This is a genomic window from Streptomyces sp. NPDC041124 (genome assembly GCF_055592385.1).
Genome location: NZ_JBVIYR010000003.1, coordinates 213,992 through 231,532, shown reverse-complemented (window position 1 = coordinate 231,532; position 17,541 = coordinate 213,992). Strand labels below are relative to the sequence as shown.

The window sequence follows — 17,541 nt, the reverse complement described above, 5'->3', positions numbered from 1 at the left end:
CGTGTCCTGTGGATTACTTCTTCTCGACCGCGTGGCCGCCGAACTGGTTCCGCAGCGCCGCGATCATCTTCATCTGCGGCGAGTCGTCCTGCCGGGAGGCGAACCGCGCGAACAGCGAGGCGGTGATCGCCGGCAGCGGCACCGCGTGGTCGATCGCCGCCTCCACGGTCCAGCGTCCCTCGCCGGAGTCCTGTGCGTAACCCCGGAGCCCGTCCAGGTGCTCGTCCTCGTCGAGCGCGTCCACCGCGAGGTCCAGCAGCCAGGAACGGATGACGGTCCCCTCCTGCCAGGAGCGGAACACCTCCCGCACGTCGGTCACCGAGTCGACCTTCTCGAGCAGCTCCCAGCCCTCGGCGTAGGCCTGCATCATGGCGTACTCGATGCCGTTGTGGACCATCTTCGCGAAGTGGCCCGCGCCCACCTTGCCCGCGTGCACCGAACCGAAGTCGCCCGCCGGCTTGAGGGCGTCGAATATCGGCTGCACCTTGGCGACGTCCTCCTTGTCGCCGCCGTACATCAGCGCGTAGCCGTTCTCCAGACCCCAGACCCCGCCGGAGACACCGCAGTCGACGAAGCCGATGCCCCTGGCCGCCAGCTCCTTGGCGTGCTTCTCGTCGTCCGTCCAGCGGGAGTTGCCGCCGTCCACGACGACGTCACCCGGCTCGAGCAGCCCGGCGAGCTCGTCGATGGTGGACTGGGTCGGCCCGCCGGCCGGGACCATCACCCACACCACGCGCGGACCGCTGAGCTTGCCCACAAGCTCAGGCAGGCTGTGGACATCGGCGAGGTCCGGGTTGCGGTCGTATCCGAAGACGGTGTGACCTGCGCGGCGGATCCGCTCGCGCATGTTGCCGCCCATCTTGCCGAGGCCGACGAGACCGAGCTCCATCAGTTGAGTTCCTTAGGTATGCGACGTGGCGTGACGGCACTTACGTACCGGCGTCCGAGCCTAAACCCGGACGCTCGCGCACATCTGTGGGCATACGCGCTCACACGCACGCCCGCACCCGCGGCTTCGGGCCGGCTGCTCAGCCGCTGAGCCGCACCGGCATGATCAGGTACTTGTAGGCCTCGTCCGCCTCCGCGTCCACGGCCGGGCGGCCGCTGAGCAGCGCCGGCTTGGTGGACGTGGTGAACGACAGCTGGGCCACCGGCGAGTCGATGGCGCTCAGGCCGTCCAGCAGGAACGTCGGGTTGAAGGCGATCGAGATGTCGTCGCCCTCCAGCTGGGCGTCGACCCTTTCCACAGCCTGTGCGTCGTCGCTGGAACCGGCCTCCAGGATGAGCACGCCCTGCTCGAAGCTCAGCCGCACCGGGGTGTTGCGCTCGGCGACCAGGGCCACGCGCTTGACGGCCTCCACGAAGGGCGCGGTCTCGATCACGGCGACGCTGTTGAACTCCGTCGGGAACAGCGTCCGGTACTTCGGGAGGTCGCCCTCCAGCAGCCGCGTGGTGGTGCGGCGGCCGGCGCCCTCGAAACCGATCAGGCCCTCACCCGCACCCGAACCGGACAGCGCCAGGATGACCTGGTCACCGCTGGTCAGGGCCTTGGCTGTGTCCTGGAGCGTCTTGGCGGGCACCAGGGCGACCGCGGAGACGTCCGGGTTCTCCGGCTTCCACAGGAACTCGCGGACCGCGAAGCGGTAGCGGTCGGTGGAGGCGAGGGTGACGGTGTCGCCCTCGATCTCGATGCGCACACCGGTGAGGACGGGCAGCGTGTCGTCACGGCCGGCCGCGATGGCCACCTGCTGCACGGCGGAGGCGAAGACCTCGCCGGGGACCGTGCCCGTCGCGTTCGGCATCTGCGGCAGTGCCGGGTACTCCTCCACAGGCAGTGTGTGGAGCGTGAACCGCGAGGAGCCACAGACCACCGTCGCCCGTACACCGTCGGTGGAGATCTCCACCGGCCGGTTGGGCAGGGCGCGGGAGATGTCGGCCAGCAGCCGGCCGGAGACGAGGACGGTGCCCCCTTCCTCGACCTCGGCCTCCACCGAGACCCGCGCGGAGACCTCGTAGTCGAAGCTGGACAGGCTGAGCTGGCCCTCCTCGGCCTTCAGCAGCAAGCCGGCGAGGACAGGGGCCGGCGGACGGGCCGGGAGGCTGCGCGCCGCCCAGGCCACTGCCTCCGCGAGTACGTCGCGTTCCACCCGGATCTTCACTGTTGCCGCCTCCTGCTGTTGCCGGCGCTTCCCGCCCTGCCTGGCTTCGTCGTCTGACTCGGTGTCGTCGTCCCCCGAGCGGGGAAGGACACCGGGACCAGTCTGACGCACCGCACTGACAGTAGGTGCCCGTCGGGGTCAAGTCGTGACGAGGGGCAGCCGGGGCCGAGACAGCGAGTTGTGCACAGGACCCCCTTCGAAACGAATTCCTCGCTCTCTCTAGTTGGGAGTAGTAGTAGGGGCTGTGGATACCGTGGATAACCTCGTTTTCCCAGCTCAGGGCGGTGTTTTTGTCCACCGTGCCTGTGGGCGGAGCCCGTGGACAACCAGGGGTATCTGTGGAGAACAGAAAGTTCTGCACACAGCGTGCACAGGGAGGGCCGACTTCTCCCCAGCTTCGTCCCCAGGTTCGCGGCCCTTTCCCACAACCCCCTGCGGCAGCATGGTGTGACGCCTTTCACTCGCCCCGGTGAGGAGGCGCGTCGCGTTGCCGAACAGTGGACAGCCATGTGGAGAAGCGGGCGATCACTGGGGACAACCGGCTCCAGCCTGTGGGTTGCCCGTGGACAACTTGATGCACAGGCTGTGGACCGTCGCTCGGTCCACAGCCTGTGGAGATCGTTCGTCCACGAATCCACAGGGTGTTGACCTGGGTGGATGGCGTGCAGGCCCGTCCTGCTGTGGACAAGATCGGGACAACTTCCCGGTCCCCAGCATGTGGACGGGAAAAAGTCACCGAATCTGTGGAGGACGGCCGTAACCCGGCCTCGAAATCGAACAGCCCCGGCGACGAGGGACGTACGGCGAACAGCCCCGGCGACGAGGGACGTACGGCGAACAGCCCCGGCGACGAGGGACGCACGACGAAGGGCGCCGCCGGAGGGATCCGGGGGCGCCCTTCGTCGTGCCGTGGGTGCCGTCAGCCGGCCTTGATGCGGTTGGTGAGCTCGGTGACCTGGTTGTAGATCGAGCGCCGCTCCGCCATCAGATTGCGGATCTTCCGGTCGGCGTGCATGACCGTGGTGTGGTCGCGGCCGCCGAACAGCGCGCCGATCTTCGGCAGCGACAGGTCCGTCAGCTCCCGGCACAGGTACATGGCGATCTGCCGCGCGGTCACCAGCGCGCGTCCCCGCGAGGTGCCACAGAGGTCCTCCACCGTCAGCCCGAAGTAGTCCGCGGTCGCGCCCATGATGGCCGTCGAAGTGATCTCCGGGGCCGAGTCGTCGCCCCCGGGCATCAGATCCTTCAGGACGATCTCCGTCAGCCCCAGGTCCACCGGCTGCCGGTTGAGCGAGGCGAACGCCGTCACCCGGATCAGCGCGCCCTCCAGCTCACGGATGTTGCGCGAGATCCGCGAGGCGATGAACTCCAGCACCTCCGGCGGGGCGTTCAGCTGTTCCTGCACGGCCTTCTTGCGCAGGATCGCGATGCGCGTCTCCAGCTCCGGAGGCTGGACGTCGGTGATCAGTCCCCATTCGAAACGGTTCCGCAACCGGTCCTCCAGCGTGACCAGCTGCTTGGGCGGCCGGTCGCTGGAGAGGACGATCTGCTTGTTCGCGTTGTGGAGCGTGTTGAAGGTGTGGAAGAACTCCTCCTGCGTCGACTCCTTGTCCGCGAGGAACTGGATGTCGTCGACGAGCAGGATGTCCATCTCGCGGTAGCGCTTGCGGAAGCTGTCGCCCTTGCCGTCACGGATGGAGTTGATGAACTCGTTGGTGAACTCCTCCGAGCTCACGTACCGCACCCGCGTGCCCGGGTACAGGCTGCGCGCGTAGTGCCCGATCGCGTGCAGCAGGTGCGTCTTGCCCAGACCCGACTCCCCGTAGATGAACAGGGGGTTGTACGCCTTGGCGGGTGCCTCTGCGACGGCGACCGCGGCCGCGTGCGCGAAGCGGTTGGACGCGCCGATGACGAACGTGTCGAACAGGTACTTCGGGTTCAGCCGCGCGGTGGGCTCACCGGGGCCGGTCGCCGGTGCCGGCTGGGCCGCCAGCGGGCCGGGCGCCCCCGTGGTGGGCAGGTTCGGGCCCACGGGGCCGCCGCGGTGGACGTGCCCCGAGCCGGACGGCGGCTCGGGAAGCTCCCGGCGCCGGGCGTCGCGCTGGTCGTAATCGCCGCGCGGTGCGTCGTACTCGGAGCGCTGCTGCTCGTAGTCGGAGCGCTGCTGCTCGTAGGACGACGGCCGCTCCATCGGCTGCGGGCGGTAGTCCTGGGCGGGCGGCCCGCCGTAGGCGTCCTGCGGTCCGTAGGTGTTCTGCGCTTCGTAGGCGTCCTGCGGCGGCGAGGCGTACGGGTCCCGTTCGGGGAAGCCGAGACGCTGCTGCTGCCAGCCGTACTCCTCCTGCGGCGGCCGCGGCCAGGCGCCGGGCTCGGGCCGCTGGTACTCCGACGGGTAGGCGGGGCGGGCGGTGGGGAGCTGGTCCCCGGACGGGCCCTGCTGCTCGGTGCGGCGCCGGCCGTACCCGTCGTAGCTCTCGTACGCGTCACGTTCCGGCCGCTCGTGGTGGTCGGGCCGGTCCTGGCGGACGACGGGGAGCTCGGGCTCCTCGTAGCGCGGCTGGTGCGGGCGGGGCGCCGGCGGGGCGGAGGGCTCGCCGACGGTGTCGTCGACCGTGATCGCGATCCGGATCGGACGGCCGCACTCGCGGCTCAGACTCTCGCTGACGACGGGCGCGAGGCGGCCCTCGAGCACACCCTTGGCGAACTCGTTCGGCACGGCGAGCAGCGCGGTGTCGGCGACCAGCGCCAGGGGCTGGCAGCGCCGGATCCAGTGCTCGTCCTTGCCCTCGACACCTTGTCCACGGCCCTCTCCGAGCAGCTGTTCCAGTACGCGTGGCCACACTGCGGCAAGATCGGCAGGTACGTCAGCCACAGGGCACGCTCTCTCACAGGTCCCTCGATCGTGTGATGCGGAGGACGGGTCGGGATGTAAATCGGGTGGTGGAGGGTCAAGGGAACGAATCGGAGTCAAGCCACGGTAGTCAGCGCGGCGGGTATGGTTCAAGTTGTTGTCCCCAGGCTGTGGACAAGTGTCCCCCGGCGGCCGCTGGTTTGACCGATGGACGCAGCCGCGCGTACCGTAACCAGGTCGAGTTGTCGATGGCTGCTGCCGCCTGCCTCCGATGGGCACAGATCGCGCAAGATGATCGGTCAGCGGTGCACTCGGGCGTAACGCGAGCTACTCGTGGGCGCACGGTGACAGCCAGGACGGCACCCCGCAACCACCGATTTCTTCTGGAGCCCCCGAGTGAGCAAGCGCACCTTCCAGCCGAACAACCGTCGTCGCGCCAAGACCCACGGCTTCCGGCTGCGTATGCGTACCCGCGCCGGCCGCGCGATCCTCGCGACCCGCCGCAGCAAGGGTCGCGCCCGTCTGTCCGCCTGATCCCGGTCAGGTCATGACGTCGTGCTGCCCACCGACAACCGGCTGAGGCGGCGCGAGGACTTCGCGACCGCGGTACGACGAGGGCGCCGGGCCGGGCGCCAGCATCTCGTCGTCCATCTTCGTAGCGGTGCCACGGACCCGCATGCGCCTGGGGAGAGCGCTCCCCCGTCGCGTGCGGGTTTCGTCGTGAGCAAGGCCGTGGGAGGTGCGGTGGTGCGCAACAAGGTGAAGCGCAGGCTTCGCCATCTGATGCGCGAGCGGGTCGGCCAGTTGCCCCCCGGTAGCCTGGTAGTCGTACGAGCGCTGCCCGGTGCGGGTGACGCCGACCATGCACAACTGGCCCGAGACCTGGACGCCGCCCTGCGGCGGCTGCTGGGAGGGGGCGCGCGATGAAGTACCCGCTGCTGGCTCTGATCAAGATCTACCAGTGGACCATCAGTCCACTGCTGGGGCCGGTGTGCAAGTACTACCCGTCGTGTTCCCACTACGGCTACACGGCCATCGACCGGCACGGTGCCGTCAAGGGCACAGCACTCACGGCCTGGCGCATCCTGCGGTGCAATCCGTGGTCGCTGGGCGGTGTGGACCATGTCCCGCCGCGCAAGCGTCCGCGGTGGCACGAAATGCTGCGTAACGCCTGGCGTGCACGCAAGGGCGGGACCTCCGCCGCCGAACCGGCCACCGAAGGACGGACTTCGCCGACGAGCCGGACGAGTCCTTCGAGCCCGGCCGCAGAGACCCCGTCCCATGCCCAAGGAGCATGATTAGTGGACACGATTGCCAGCCTCTTCAGCTTCATCACAACGCCTGTCTCCTGGGTCATCGTCCAGTTCCACAGCGTGTACGGCGCCATCTTCGGCCCTGACACCGGGTGGGCCTGGGGCCTGTCCATCGTGTCCCTGGTGATCCTCATCCGTATCTGCCTGATCCCGCTCTTCGTGAAGCAGATCAAGGCGACGCGCGCGATGCAGACGCTCCAGCCGGAGATGAAGAAGATCCAGGAGCGCTACAAGAACGACCGACAGCGCCAGTCCGAAGAGATGATGAAGCTCTACAAGGAGACGGGCACCAACCCGCTCTCCTCGTGTCTTCCCATCCTGGCCCAGTCGCCGTTCTTCTTCGCGCTCTACCACGTGCTCAACAGCATCGCGTCGAACGACACCGTCGGCGTGATCAACGAACGTCTCCTGGAGAGCGCGCAGAAGGCCCACATCTTCGGCGCCCCGCTCGCGGCGAAGTTCACGGACAGCTCGGAGAAGGTCGAGGCGCTCAACTCCTCGCTGACCGATGTCCGCGTCGTCACGGCGATCATGATCATCCTGATGTCGCTGTCGCAGTTCTACACGCAGCGCCAGCTGATGACGAAGAACGTCGACACCACGGTGAAGACGCCGTTCATGCAGCAGCAGAAGATGCTGATGTACGTCTTCCCCATCATCTTCGCCGTCTTCGGTATCAACTTCCCGGTCGGCGTCCTCGTCTACTGGCTGACCACCAACGTGTGGACCATGGGCCAGCAGATGTACGTCATCCACAACAACCCCACGCCGGGGTCCAAGGCCCAGGCCGCGTACCTGGAGCGCCTCCACAAGGCCGTCACCCGGCACGGTGGGACCCGCAACCGGCGTCAGCGCGTCATCGTCAAGGCCATCGTCGCCAAGGGCCGGGACCGCAACGAGTACGAGCGCAAGTTCATCAACGGTCTCAGCAAGGCGGGTTTCGCGGCCCAGACCGACGGTGCGGTCATCAAGGGCGACAGCACGACCGCAGCCCAGGCGGAGGACGGTGCGACCGCCGGAGCCACGCCCAAGCGGCAGCAGCCCAAGCGGCAGAGCAAGTCCCAGCGTCAGGCCGGCCCGGCCAAGGCGGCGGACGAGCCGACCTCGCTGACCAAGTCGGACGAGCCTCAGCAGACCAAGCCCGCCTCCGCGGCGAAGAAGGGCGACGCCAAGCCCGCCGGCAGTACCCGCAGCAAGGCCCAGTCCGGACAGCGCAAGGGTCCGCAGCGGCCCAAGTCCCCGTCCAAGAAGTAAGAAGGAGTCCATCCCGTGACGGAAGGCACCACCGCCGCCGCTGCCGAGGGGGCAGACACCCTGACCCGCCTCGAGCAGGAGGGTGAGATCGCGGCGGACTACCTGGAGGGTCTGCTCGACATCGCCGACCTCGACGGCGACATCGACATGGACGTGGAGGCCGATCGCGCCTCTGTCTCGATCATCAGCGACACGAGCAGCCGTGATCTGCAGAAGCTGGTGGGCCGTGACGGAGAGGTGCTGGAGGCGCTCCAGGAGCTCACGCGTCTGGCTGTGCACCGGGAGACCGGAGACCGCAGCCGGCTCATGCTCGACATCGCCGGCTTCCGCGCCAGGAAGCGGACCGAGCTGGCCGAGATCGGTGCGAATGCGGCCGCCGAGGTCAGGAACAGCGGCAAGCCCGTGAACCTCGACCCGATGACGCCGTTCGAGCGCAAGGTCGTGCACGACGCGGTCAAGGCAGCCGGCCTGCGCAGCGAGTCCGAGGGCGAGGAGCCGCAGCGCTTCGTCGTCGTGCTGCCCGCCTGATCGGCCCCACGTTTCACCGGCCCCGTCTGTTGCGCAGGCGGGGCCGAGTTTTGTCAGCCTGATAGTTCTGGTTGTGGTGCCGGCGGATCGTGCCGGCACGGTACGGAAGGCGGTCCCCCAGTGACGGAGGCAGCGGAGCTTCCCCCTGCGCCCGAGCAGGCTCGCGAGGTGTTCGGTGATCGTTTCGCGGACGCGGTCCGGTACGCCGAGCTGCTTGCCGAAGCGGGCGTGCAGCGAGGCCTCATCGGTCCGCGTGAGGTGCCCCGCCTGTGGGAGAGGCATCTGCTGAACTGTGCGGTGCTGTCGGAGGTCGTGCCCGAGGGTGTGACGGTGTGCGATGTCGGTTCGGGAGCCGGTCTGCCGGGCATCCCCCTGGCGCTGGTCCGGGAAGACCTCAAGATCACTTTGTTGGAACCGTTGCTCCGGCGCACCAATTTCCTCACCGAAGTCGTGGAACTGCTCGGACTGGACCATGTCACGGTCGTGCGTGGCCGGGCCGAAGAGGTGATGGGAAAGATCCCGCCGGTGCATGTGGTGACCGCCCGCGCTGTGGCACCGCTCGACCGCCTCGCCACCTGGGGCATTCCTCTCCTGCGGCCGTACGGCGAGATGCTCGCGCTCAAGGGCGATGCCGCCGAGGAGGAGCTGAAGAGTGCGAGCGCGGCACTGAGCAAGCTCGGTGCGGTGACGACCTCGATCGTGCATGTGGGCGAGGGGGTCGTGGATCCGATGTCCACTGTGGTGCGAGTCGAGGTCGGCGAGAGCCCCGGAGGCGTGCGATTCGCGGCGAAGCGTGCGAAGGCGGCCCGCACGGGGCGGACCCGGCGTCGGCGCGGTTAGCGCGCGACTCCGCTCTCTCATGCTGGACGCGGAGTCCTGACTCGCCCTGAGAGTCGGGCGTACTCCACACCAGCTGCCAAACCCGCCCATGCCGGAGTGTCGCAGGGGTCCGGCCTCGGTCGCTGTGCATCGTGTTTCACGTGAAACGTCGCTCACTTCTGCACGGCATCATCAGTCGGGGCCGCGCTGCGGCCGAACCTCGTGACCGGAAGCCCCTCGGGTCTCTCGATAAGGGTGCTGTCCCCGATGGATCGGGTCCCTCAGGGGGGATGGAGTTGTCCACAGAGGTGGATTTCTCCACAGAACGCCAGGCCTCACTGGTTCGCGACCCCGAAGGCATGGGAGGCTCTGTTCATTGCGAGCCTGAAGTCGAGGAGAGTGAATCCTTGCGGTCCGACGCCAACATCGCGGGACCGATGACCGACCCGGTCCCCGGTCCCCGTACCGAATCGATGGGGGCGGATGTTTCACGTGAAACACCGCCTCCGATGGACGACACTCCCATCGGTCGTGCTGCCCAACTGGCAGTGGAGGCTCTGGGCCGTGCCGGTGAAGGCCTGCCACGGCCTGAGCAGACCCGCATCATCGTGGTCGCCAACCAGAAGGGCGGCGTCGGCAAGACGACGACCACTGTCAACCTTGCCGCGTCGCTCGCCCTGCATGGCGCCCGTGTCCTGGTGGTCGATCTCGACCCGCAGGGCAATGCGTCCACGGCCCTGGGTATCGACCACCACGCAGAGGTCCCCTCCATCTACGACGTACTGGTGGACAGTAAGCCGCTCGCGGAAGTCGTTCAGCCGGTCCCCGATGTCGAGGGTCTGTTCTGTGCCCCCGCCACCATCGATCTCGCCGGTGCGGAGATCGAACTGGTGTCGCTGGTGGCGCGGGAGAGCCGGCTGCAGCGGGCCATCCAGGCTTATGAGCAGCCGTTGGACTACATCCTCATCGACTGCCCGCCCTCGCTCGGCCTGCTGACGGTCAACGCCTTGGTGGCCGGTCAGGAAGTCCTGATCCCGATCCAGTGCGAGTACTACGCACTGGAGGGCCTGGGACAGCTGCTCCGCAACGTCGATCTGGTGAGGGGGCATCTCAACCCCACCCTGCATGTCTCGACGATCCTGCTCACCATGTACGACGGTCGTACGCGGCTCGCGTCACAGGTGGCGGACGAGGTGCGCACCCACTTCGGTGATGAGGTCCTGCGGACGAGCATTCCCCGCTCCGTCCGTATCTCGGAGGCGCCGAGCTACGGGCAGACGGTCTTGACTTACGATCCTGGATCGAGTGGTGCCCTCTCCTATTTCGAGGCGGCACGAGAGATCGCGCTGAGAGGGGTCGGCATCAGATATGACGCATCCCAGGCACACATCGGCGCACAGCAGAATGATCCGACCATGGTGGAGGGCGTCCAGTGAGTGATCGACGGAGGGGGTTGGGCCGTGGTCTCGGTGCGCTGATCCCTGCTGCTCCGACAGAGAAGACGGTGCCTCCGGCCGCGCTGGGAGGAGGCGCCGCCTCCACCTCCCCTGCCGCGGTTCCGGTGCTGCCGCACGAGCGTGGAGTCGCCGCTGCGAAGGTAGCGACCCTGTCGGCTGTTTCACGTGAAACGGAGGAGGCTCCGGGAAGGGGCGGCGGGGGGATCCCCGAGCCGCCCATGGGGGCTCACTTCGCGGAGATCCCCCTTGACGCCATCTCGCCGAACCCCCGGCAGCCGCGTGAGGTTTTCGACGAGGACGCACTGTCCGAGCTGATCACCTCCATCAAGGAAGTCGGTCTTCTCCAGCCGGTCGTCGTACGGCAGGTCGGGTCGGGGCGCTACGAGCTCATCATGGGCGAGCGCCGCTGGCGTGCCTGCCATGAGGCGGGCCTTGAGGCTATCCCGGCGATCGTGCGGGCCACGGACGACGAGAAGCTCCTTCTGGACGCCTTGTTGGAGAACCTGCACCGTGCCCAGCTGAATCCCCTGGAAGAGGCCGCCGCCTACGACCAGTTGCTCAAGGACTTCAAATGCACGCACGACCAGCTGGCAGACCGCATCGGCCGATCCCGCCCGCAGGTGTCCAACACGCTGCGTCTGTTGAAGCTCTCGCCCACCGTCCAACGCAGGGTGGCCGCCGGTGTGCTGTCCGCCGGACACGCTCGGGCGCTGCTGTCCGTGGAGGACTCCGAGGAACAGGACCGGCTGGCTCACCGGATCGTGGCCGAAGGCCTGTCGGTCCGGGCCGTCGAAGAGATCGTGACCCTGATGGGGTCCCGGCCGCAGAAGGCTCAGCGTTCGAAGGGGCCGCGTGCCGGTGCCCTGGTGTCACCCGCGCTGACGGATCTGGCGACGCGTCTGTCGGATCGCTTCGAGACTCGGGTGAAGGTCGACCTGGGGCAGAAGAAGGGCAAGATCACCGTCGAGTTCGCCTCGATGGAGGACCTGGAGCGCATTCTCGGCAGTCTCGCCCCGGGTGAGGGGCCCGTCCTGCAGGAGAGTCTGGTGGACGACGACTCCACGGAGACCGATTCCTGAGCCGACGGCCGCTCGGCGATGCGGAGCGGACGAAACGGGACGGGCCATGTCCGGTGTGTACCGGAACGCGGTCCGTCCTTTGCTTTTTGGCGGTATCGATGGAATCGCTTCCTGGATACGATGCGTTCGGACAGGACCCATCGACCCGGTAGTGCCTCTGACAGCAGGCAGGGGCCATGCGCATGACGAGCCGTACCGGACTGGTGATCGCGGGGCTGGGGGTGGGCGTCGTCAGCGGCTTCATCAGCAGCCTGATCCGGGAACGGGGTGCTCTGACAGCCGCCCGTGAGGCAGCGGGCGAAGGAAGCGAGGAACAGCCTTTATGGGCCGTCGGCTCGTACCGCTCACGCTGGACAACCTTCAGGATCTTCCCCAGCGCTGTCGCTCATGTGTCTTCTGGGAGAGAGACCCCGTCAGCGGCGAAGCAGCGGTGAAGGCGGGCACGTCCGCGCACGAGAAGGAGTCGTGGATCTCCTCGGTTCTCCTGGACTGGGGATCCTGTGGCCGCGTCGTCTACGTCGACGACGTCCCGGTGGGCTTCGTCCTCTACGCTCCACCCGCCTATGTGCCTCGTTCCATGGCATTTCCCACGAGCCCCGTGGCCTCCGACGCGGTGCAGTTGATGACCGCGTTCATCCTGCCCGGCTACCAGGGGCAGGGTCTGGGACGGGTGATGGTGCAGACGGTGGTGAAGGATCTGCTCCGCCGGGGCTTCAAAGCGATCGAGGCATTCGGCGACGCCCGTTGGAAAGAACCTGCCTGTGTCGTGCCGGCCGACCATTTGCTGGCCGTGGGATTCAAAACCGTCCGCCCGCACCCCGCATACCCCCGGCTGCGGCTCGAACTGAGGACGGCGCTCTCCTGGAAGGAAGACGTGGAGATGGCGCTGGACCGGTTGCTCGGAGCCGTGCAGAAGGAGCCGGTGCTCCGCCCCCTCTGATCTGGATCCTGTTCGTCTCTCGGCACGTCACGCGAATGGACCGACCCTGGCGGGCCGGCCCATTCGTGTTTCACGTGAAACATGTACCGCTGGTGACGCCATTCGTCTTTACTCGGCGATGAAGTCCTCGAGGTCGCGGACGATCGCGGCCTTGGGCTTCGCACCGACGATGGTCTTGGCGACCTCGCCACCCTGGTAGACGTTCAGGGTCGGGATGGACATGACGCCGTACTTGGCGGCCGTACCCGGGTTCTCGTCGATGTTCAGCTTGACGACCTCGATCTTGTCCCCGTACTCGGCGGCGATCGCCTCGAGGGACGGAGCGATCTGACGGCACGGACCGCACCAAGCGGCCCAGAAGTCCACCAGGACAGGCTTGTCGCTCTTCAGGACGTCCTGCTCGAAGGAGTCGTCGGTCACGTTCTTCAGGGTGCCGGCCACAGCGGGCTCCTTAACTGGTTGATGCGTGGGGCGGGTGGGGGTCAGACAGCGGTCTTCTCGGGCTCGGCGTTCTCCTCGTCGGAGAGAGCGGCCAGGAAGCGCTCGGCGTCGAGAGCGGCGGAACAGCCGGTACCGGCTGCGGTGATCGCCTGGCGGTAGGTGTGGTCGACCACGTCGCCCGCAGCGAAGACACCCGTGACGTTCGTGCGTGTCGAGGGTGCGTCGACCTTCAGGTAGCCCTCCTCGTCGAGCTCCAGCTGGCCCTTGAAGAGCTCGGTGCGGGGGTCGTGGCCGATCGCGATGAACAGGCCCGTCACCGCCAGGTCGGAGAGCTCGCCCGTCTTGACGTTGCGCAGCTTCAGACCCGACAGCTTCTGATCACCCTGGACCTCGGCGACCTCACTGTCCCAGACAAAGTTGATCTTCGGGTCGGCGAAGGCGCGCTCCTGCATCGCCTTGGAGGCGCGGAGGGTGTCACGACGGTGGACGATCGTCACGGACTTGGCGAAGCGCGAGAGGAAGGTGGCCTCCTCCATCGCGGTGTCGCCGCCGCCGATCACGGCGATGTCCTGGTCCCTGAAGAAGAAGCCGTCACACGTGGCACACCAGGAGACGCCTCGGCCGGAGAGGGCATCCTCGTTGGGCAGACCGAGCTTCCGGTGCTGCGAGCCGGTGGTGACGATCACGGCCTTCGCCTTGTGTACCGTGCCGGCGGTGTCCGTGACGGTCTTGATCTCTCCGGTGAGATCGACGGAGACCACGTCGTCCGGGACGAGCTCAGCGCCGAAGCGCTCTGCCTGGCCCCGCATGTTGTCCATGAGCTCGGGGCCCATGATGCCGTCCTGGAAGCCGGGGAAGTTCTCCACCTCGGTGGTGTTCATCAGCGCACCGCCGGCGGTGACGGCGCCCTCGAACACCAAGGGCTTCAGCGACGCACGGGCGGTGTAGAGCGCCGCCGTGTAGCCGGCGGGCCCCGAGCCGATGATGATCACGTTACGGACGTCACTCACGGCTTGTTTCCTCGTCTCTGGTCTGCGTCGTTCGACCGGGGGGAGCTTCTGTCGGGACTCTCACCCCACCCAACGGATCCTAAGGGGCGCGCATTCCCGTCGTGCCCACGCACGCGGGAACGCCCTCCGATGACGAGAAGGGGCAGGCACCGTACGGGCTACCGAAGGGCGGAGACAGCGCCCCGGATCGTCAGCGCGCGTAGGAGTGCTTCAGCAGAACCTCCGCCGTGGCGGCCGAGGACGGGGTGTCCACGCATGTCCTGTCGACGACGTAGGCGATGACGCGGGTCTCGTCCGAGGCGTCGGGAAGCACCACGAGAAGGGCTGCCTTCCCCTCGTACGTGCCCTGCTCGGAGGCGAGTGCGGCGTCATCACGCCCGATGCCCTCGCGAACGCACTGCGGCACCAGGGGTTCCTTGAGCACCTTCGGGCTCGCCGCGCCGCCGGACTCCGACTCCAATCCGAAGGTCTGTGGGGAGCTGGAGCCCTTGGCCCGGCCCCCGCTGCCCGCGAGCAGATCGGAGACCTGCTGCTCCAGATTCCCCTCGGAGAAGGTGTCCGCTGCGATCGTCCGGTTCCTCTCATGTGACCCTGTGCCGTTGTCCAGGGACGACAGGACCACTGAGCCGAGACCGAGAGCTGCAACGGTGAAGACGGTCCCCAGCACCGCAACCCGTCGGCGTCCGCGGCGCAGTCGACCCTTGCGCCCCGGGCCGGTCGTGGAGGAACGCGCGCGCCCGGTGGGCCGGTCAGCGGACGTTGATGTTTCACGTGAAACACGCGATGGATCGTCGTCCGTCTCGGTGGGAGCTGGGACAAGCGGCTCCGCGCATGCTCCCGGATCCGGCGCTGTGGCCTGCAACCGCGCTTCTGCGGCAAGCGCCGCATCGATGCGTCCCGCCACCTCGGCGGGCATGCGGGGCGGCCCGTCCACCGTGCCCAGCAGACTCCGGATCTCTTCGAGAGAGGAGTGGACATCCATGCACAGGGCGCACGTCTCCAGATGCCGGCGTACGTCGGCGCTCCGGGCCGATGGGAGGAGTCCCTCGGTGAGGTCGGAGATCTCCGTGACGTCCGGGTGCTCCGCCATGTCCTTCGTCGATGTCACGCTCGCCCACCTCCGCCCTTCGTTGCAGCCGGGTCGTTCACTCCCGCGTCCGTGGGGTCCGGTTGCCGCGGCCCCGCTGCGGGTGGGACGGACGTCCCGCGAGTACGGTTCCGCGCCTGGCCCTCCTTCTCTTTCTTACCGCCACCGTCGGGGCGCAGGTGACTGAGCAAGGGAAGGAGTCTGGCTCTGCCACGGGCGCACCGGCTCTTCACTGTCCCGGTGGGCACATCGAGGACGCGGGCGGCCTCGGCGACCGGGTAGCCCTGCATGTCCACGAGGACGAGCGCGGCCCGCTGATCGGGAGGCAGCGTGCCCATCGCTTCGATGAGCTGGCGGTGCAGATCGTTGCGCTCCACCGGTGCCGAGGCGGACTCGTGCGGCTCCAGCAGTTGCTCCAGACGCTCCGCGTCGTCGACCGGGGCGGTCTTCCGGGAGGCCGCCTTGCGGGCACGGTCCAGACAGGCGTTCACGGTGATCCGGTGCAGCCAGGTCGTGACGGCGGACTGTCCGCGGAAGGTATCGGCAGCCCGGTAGGCGGAGACGAGGGCGTCCTGGACGGCGTCAGCGGCTTCCTCGCGGTCGCCCAGCGTGCGCAGGGCCACGGCCCAGAGCCGGTCCCGGTGCCGGCGGACGAGCTCACCGAAGGCGTCCGGGTCCCCGTCCACATGGCGGGAGAGGAGTTCCTGGTCGTTAGCGTCGCCGTACGCGGTGCCGTCGGCCATCCGACCCTCCCCCCTTCGTCGAGACGTCAGCCGCTGAACTTCAGGTCGGTGATGCCCTGCTTGTAGCCGGCGTTGCTGTAGGTGTCACCGGACGCGTACGGCATGGCGGTGATCCAGACCAGCACGTACCGGGTCTTCGCCGGCTTGTCGGCCTTCACCGTGGCCTCGTTCCCGTTCGTCTTCACCGTTCCCAGCTTCCGCATGGCATCGATGGGAGTCGACGAACTCATCGAGTCCGTCGCGTACAGCGTGACGGTCGTGTGGGCGCCGGCGTAGCGCAGGCCTATCGACGACGACGTGACCGTCTGCTCGGATCCGAGGTCGTAGACGATGCCCACGCCGGGCTTGAAGGCCGGATTCATGTCCGGCCCGTCGATGTAGCTGTTGGTGCGCCAATAGGTCGAGCTGTCGCCGTCGTAGGTCTTCGCCACATCGCCGGGCGCCTGCGCCTGCCCCTTGGCGACGTACTCCTGGGCGCCCTGGACGGTGAGCGGCTTGGGAGGCGCCGGCTTGTTGTCGCTCTTGTCGTCCTCATCCGTCGTCTGGGTCTTGTTCGTGTCCTCCGCCTTCCCGCCCTGCTCCATCAGGGCGTCGGCGAGCTGCCAACTGCCCAGGCCGAGCGCGGCGATCAGCAGTGCCGAGACGGCCCACTTGAGCGCCTTGCCGGTGCGGCTCTGCAGCGGGGGAGGCGGAACCGGTACCGGCTGGGTGGCACCGGGACGCGGCGCGGGCCGGCCGTAGGTGCCCTGCTGGTACGTGGTGCGCTGGTAGTCCGGCGGGGCGGTGAAGGCCGGCTCCGGCGGACGGATGCGGGGCATCTCGCCGATCGCCTTGACCAGTTCCTCCGGCGTGGTGCACGGAGCTTCGTGGCGCGAGGCGGTGGCGCCGTCGTTGGCGAGCGCGCGCATGGCCAGCTCGGACAGGCCTCGGTGGACACCGGCTCGCACCTGGTCGGGCGGGATCAGCCCGATGTCCTTCGGCAGGCCGGACATGCCGTAGGCGTCACTCTCGTACGGCCAGCGCTGGGTGAGCGCCGCGTAGAGCAGGGCACCGATGGACTCGGTGTCGGTGCGCTGCGGAGTGTCGGAGCTGACGCCGCGCAGCGCCGCGTTGACGGCGAGACCGCGGATGCGCCACTGGCCGGTCGAGGTGCGCAGGACGGCGGTGGGGTTCAGACGGAGATGGGCGAGGCCCTCGCGGTGTGCCGCGGCCATGGCGGCCGAGATCTGACTGACCATCTGGTAGGCGTCGTACACCTCCAGCGGTCCCGTCGCCAGGAGCGTGGTCAGCTCGGTGGCGTCGGGGAGCCACTCGTGGACGACGTAGACGACGTCGTTCTCCTCGACGGCGTCCAGTACCTGGACGAAACGGGGGTCGCCCAGGAGGGCGGAGGAGCGGGCGGCGGCCAGCACGGACCGGGCACGCGTGTGTTCGGCGGGCAGGATGTGCACGCCGACGGCACGGCGGAGCATCTCGTCCACGGCACGCCAACTGCTGAACCCGTCCAGACGGGTGACGCACTCCTCGAGGCGGTAGCGTCTGGCCAGCTTGTGACCGCTGTGCAGTTCGGGCGGCGAGGTCTTCCCGGCACCGTCGGTTGCGGTGCTCTCCTGTGCCTCGTCGCTGTCCGTGTCCTGCTCCCGGTTCTTGGCCACCCCGTCGGCCGTGGACTGGTCCGCCTGTGCGGTCAGCGGCTGCTCGCCGCTGTTGTCTGCCACGTCGACGGCAGCTGTGCTCCGTTCTGCCACCGTCGTTCCCTGCCTCCCCATCCATTGCGCGTCGGCCGACGTCCGTCGCGCCGTACGACGCCGAGACCAATTGTGCCCACAGTCCGCCGCCATGCACGACACACGGGGGCTG

The 17,541-nt window shown here is 68.0% G+C and carries 17 protein-coding genes; 9 read left to right on the top strand and 8 right to left on the bottom strand.

Annotation, left to right across the window (positions count from 1 at the left end; translation table 11 throughout):
- Positions 1 to 13: 13 nt before the first annotated feature.
- From gnd to dnaA, 3 genes are all read right to left on the bottom strand, one after another.
- Positions 14 to 889 (bottom strand): phosphogluconate dehydrogenase (NAD(+)-dependent, decarboxylating), encoded by an 876-nt coding sequence (gene gnd, locus ACZ6A9_RS09280; RefSeq protein ID WP_468981333.1) that lies wholly within the window; start codon positions 887 to 889, stop codon positions 14 to 16.
- 139 nt (positions 890 to 1,028) lie between these two features.
- Positions 1,029 to 2,159: a DNA polymerase III subunit beta gene (gene dnaN, locus ACZ6A9_RS09275; RefSeq protein ID WP_468982889.1), complete on the bottom strand. Its 1,131-nt coding sequence runs from the start codon at positions 2,157 to 2,159 to the stop codon at positions 1,029 to 1,031.
- Between the two features lie 919 nt (positions 2,160 to 3,078).
- Entirely contained in the window at positions 3,079 to 5,031 is a 1,953-nt protein-coding gene (gene dnaA, locus ACZ6A9_RS09270; RefSeq protein WP_468981330.1) for a chromosomal replication initiator protein DnaA, read from the bottom strand.
- Between the two features lie 375 nt (positions 5,032 to 5,406).
- On the opposite strand from dnaA, the gene rpmH reads away from it, so the two are divergent.
- The 9 genes from rpmH to ACZ6A9_RS09225 all read left to right on the top strand — a co-directional run bounded on the left by rpmH (position 5,407) and on the right by ACZ6A9_RS09225 (position 12,400).
- Positions 5,407 to 5,544, top strand: a complete 138-nt coding sequence (rpmH, locus tag ACZ6A9_RS09265; RefSeq protein WP_003975051.1) for a 50S ribosomal protein L34 — start codon at positions 5,407 to 5,409, stop codon at positions 5,542 to 5,544.
- Positions 5,545 to 5,565: 21 nt separating this feature from the next.
- Positions 5,566 to 5,937, top strand: a complete 372-nt coding sequence (rnpA, locus tag ACZ6A9_RS09260) for a ribonuclease P protein component (protein WP_468981327.1) — start codon at positions 5,566 to 5,568, stop codon at positions 5,935 to 5,937.
- Entirely contained in the window at positions 5,934 to 6,308 is a 375-nt protein-coding gene (gene yidD / locus ACZ6A9_RS09255; protein WP_228966294.1) for a membrane protein insertion efficiency factor YidD, read from the top strand. Before rnpA ends, yidD begins: the two co-directional genes overlap by 4 nt.
- A gap of 3 nt (positions 6,309 to 6,311) precedes the next feature.
- Positions 6,312 to 7,577: a membrane protein insertase YidC gene (gene yidC, locus ACZ6A9_RS09250; RefSeq protein WP_468981322.1), complete on the top strand. Its 1,266-nt coding sequence runs from the start codon at positions 6,312 to 6,314 to the stop codon at positions 7,575 to 7,577.
- A gap of 15 nt (positions 7,578 to 7,592) precedes the next feature.
- On the top strand, positions 7,593 to 8,105 hold the full coding sequence (locus tag ACZ6A9_RS09245; RefSeq protein ID WP_468981316.1) for a Jag family protein: 513 nt from the start codon (positions 7,593 to 7,595) through the stop codon (positions 8,103 to 8,105).
- A gap of 120 nt (positions 8,106 to 8,225) precedes the next feature.
- The gene (rsmG, locus tag ACZ6A9_RS09240) at positions 8,226 to 8,945 is read left to right on the top strand and encodes a 16S rRNA (guanine(527)-N(7))-methyltransferase RsmG (protein WP_190096185.1); all 720 of its coding nucleotides are present in this window, start codon (positions 8,226 to 8,228) and stop codon (positions 8,943 to 8,945) included.
- A 338-nt stretch (positions 8,946 to 9,283) separates the two neighbouring features.
- Positions 9,284 to 10,360: a ParA family protein gene (locus ACZ6A9_RS09235; RefSeq protein WP_468982885.1), complete on the top strand. Its 1,077-nt coding sequence runs from the start codon at positions 9,284 to 9,286 to the stop codon at positions 10,358 to 10,360.
- The gene (locus tag ACZ6A9_RS09230; protein WP_468981312.1) at positions 10,357 to 11,460 is read left to right on the top strand and encodes a ParB/RepB/Spo0J family partition protein; all 1,104 of its coding nucleotides are present in this window, start codon (positions 10,357 to 10,359) and stop codon (positions 11,458 to 11,460) included. The genes ACZ6A9_RS09235 and ACZ6A9_RS09230 overlap by 4 nt, the downstream gene beginning before the upstream one ends.
- A gap of 322 nt (positions 11,461 to 11,782) precedes the next feature.
- Entirely contained in the window at positions 11,783 to 12,400 is a 618-nt protein-coding gene (locus tag ACZ6A9_RS09225; protein ID WP_468981308.1) for a GNAT family N-acetyltransferase, read from the top strand.
- 108 nt (positions 12,401 to 12,508) lie between these two features.
- Here the strand turns inward: ACZ6A9_RS09225 and trxA are convergent, their stop codons facing one another.
- The 5 genes from trxA to ACZ6A9_RS09200 form a co-directional block, all read right to left on the bottom strand.
- Entirely contained in the window at positions 12,509 to 12,841 is a 333-nt protein-coding gene (gene trxA / locus ACZ6A9_RS09220; protein ID WP_003991504.1) for a thioredoxin, read from the bottom strand.
- 41 nt (positions 12,842 to 12,882) lie between these two features.
- The gene (gene trxB, locus ACZ6A9_RS09215; protein WP_468981304.1) at positions 12,883 to 13,851 is read right to left on the bottom strand and encodes a thioredoxin-disulfide reductase; all 969 of its coding nucleotides are present in this window, start codon (positions 13,849 to 13,851) and stop codon (positions 12,883 to 12,885) included.
- Positions 13,852 to 14,041: 190 nt separating this feature from the next.
- A complete protein-coding gene (locus ACZ6A9_RS09210) occupies positions 14,042 to 14,959 on the bottom strand; it encodes an anti-sigma factor family protein (RefSeq protein WP_468981301.1) in 918 nt (305 codons plus the stop codon).
- Positions 14,956 to 15,681, bottom strand: a complete 726-nt coding sequence (gene sigM / locus ACZ6A9_RS09205) for an RNA polymerase sigma factor SigM (protein WP_468981295.1) — start codon at positions 15,679 to 15,681, stop codon at positions 14,956 to 14,958. Before sigM ends, ACZ6A9_RS09210 begins: the two co-directional genes overlap by 4 nt.
- Positions 15,682 to 15,707: 26 nt before the next feature.
- On the bottom strand, positions 15,708 to 17,429 hold the full coding sequence (locus ACZ6A9_RS09200; protein ID WP_468981292.1) for a protein kinase family protein: 1,722 nt from the start codon (positions 17,427 to 17,429) through the stop codon (positions 15,708 to 15,710).
- Positions 17,430 to 17,541 lie beyond the last annotated feature (112 nt).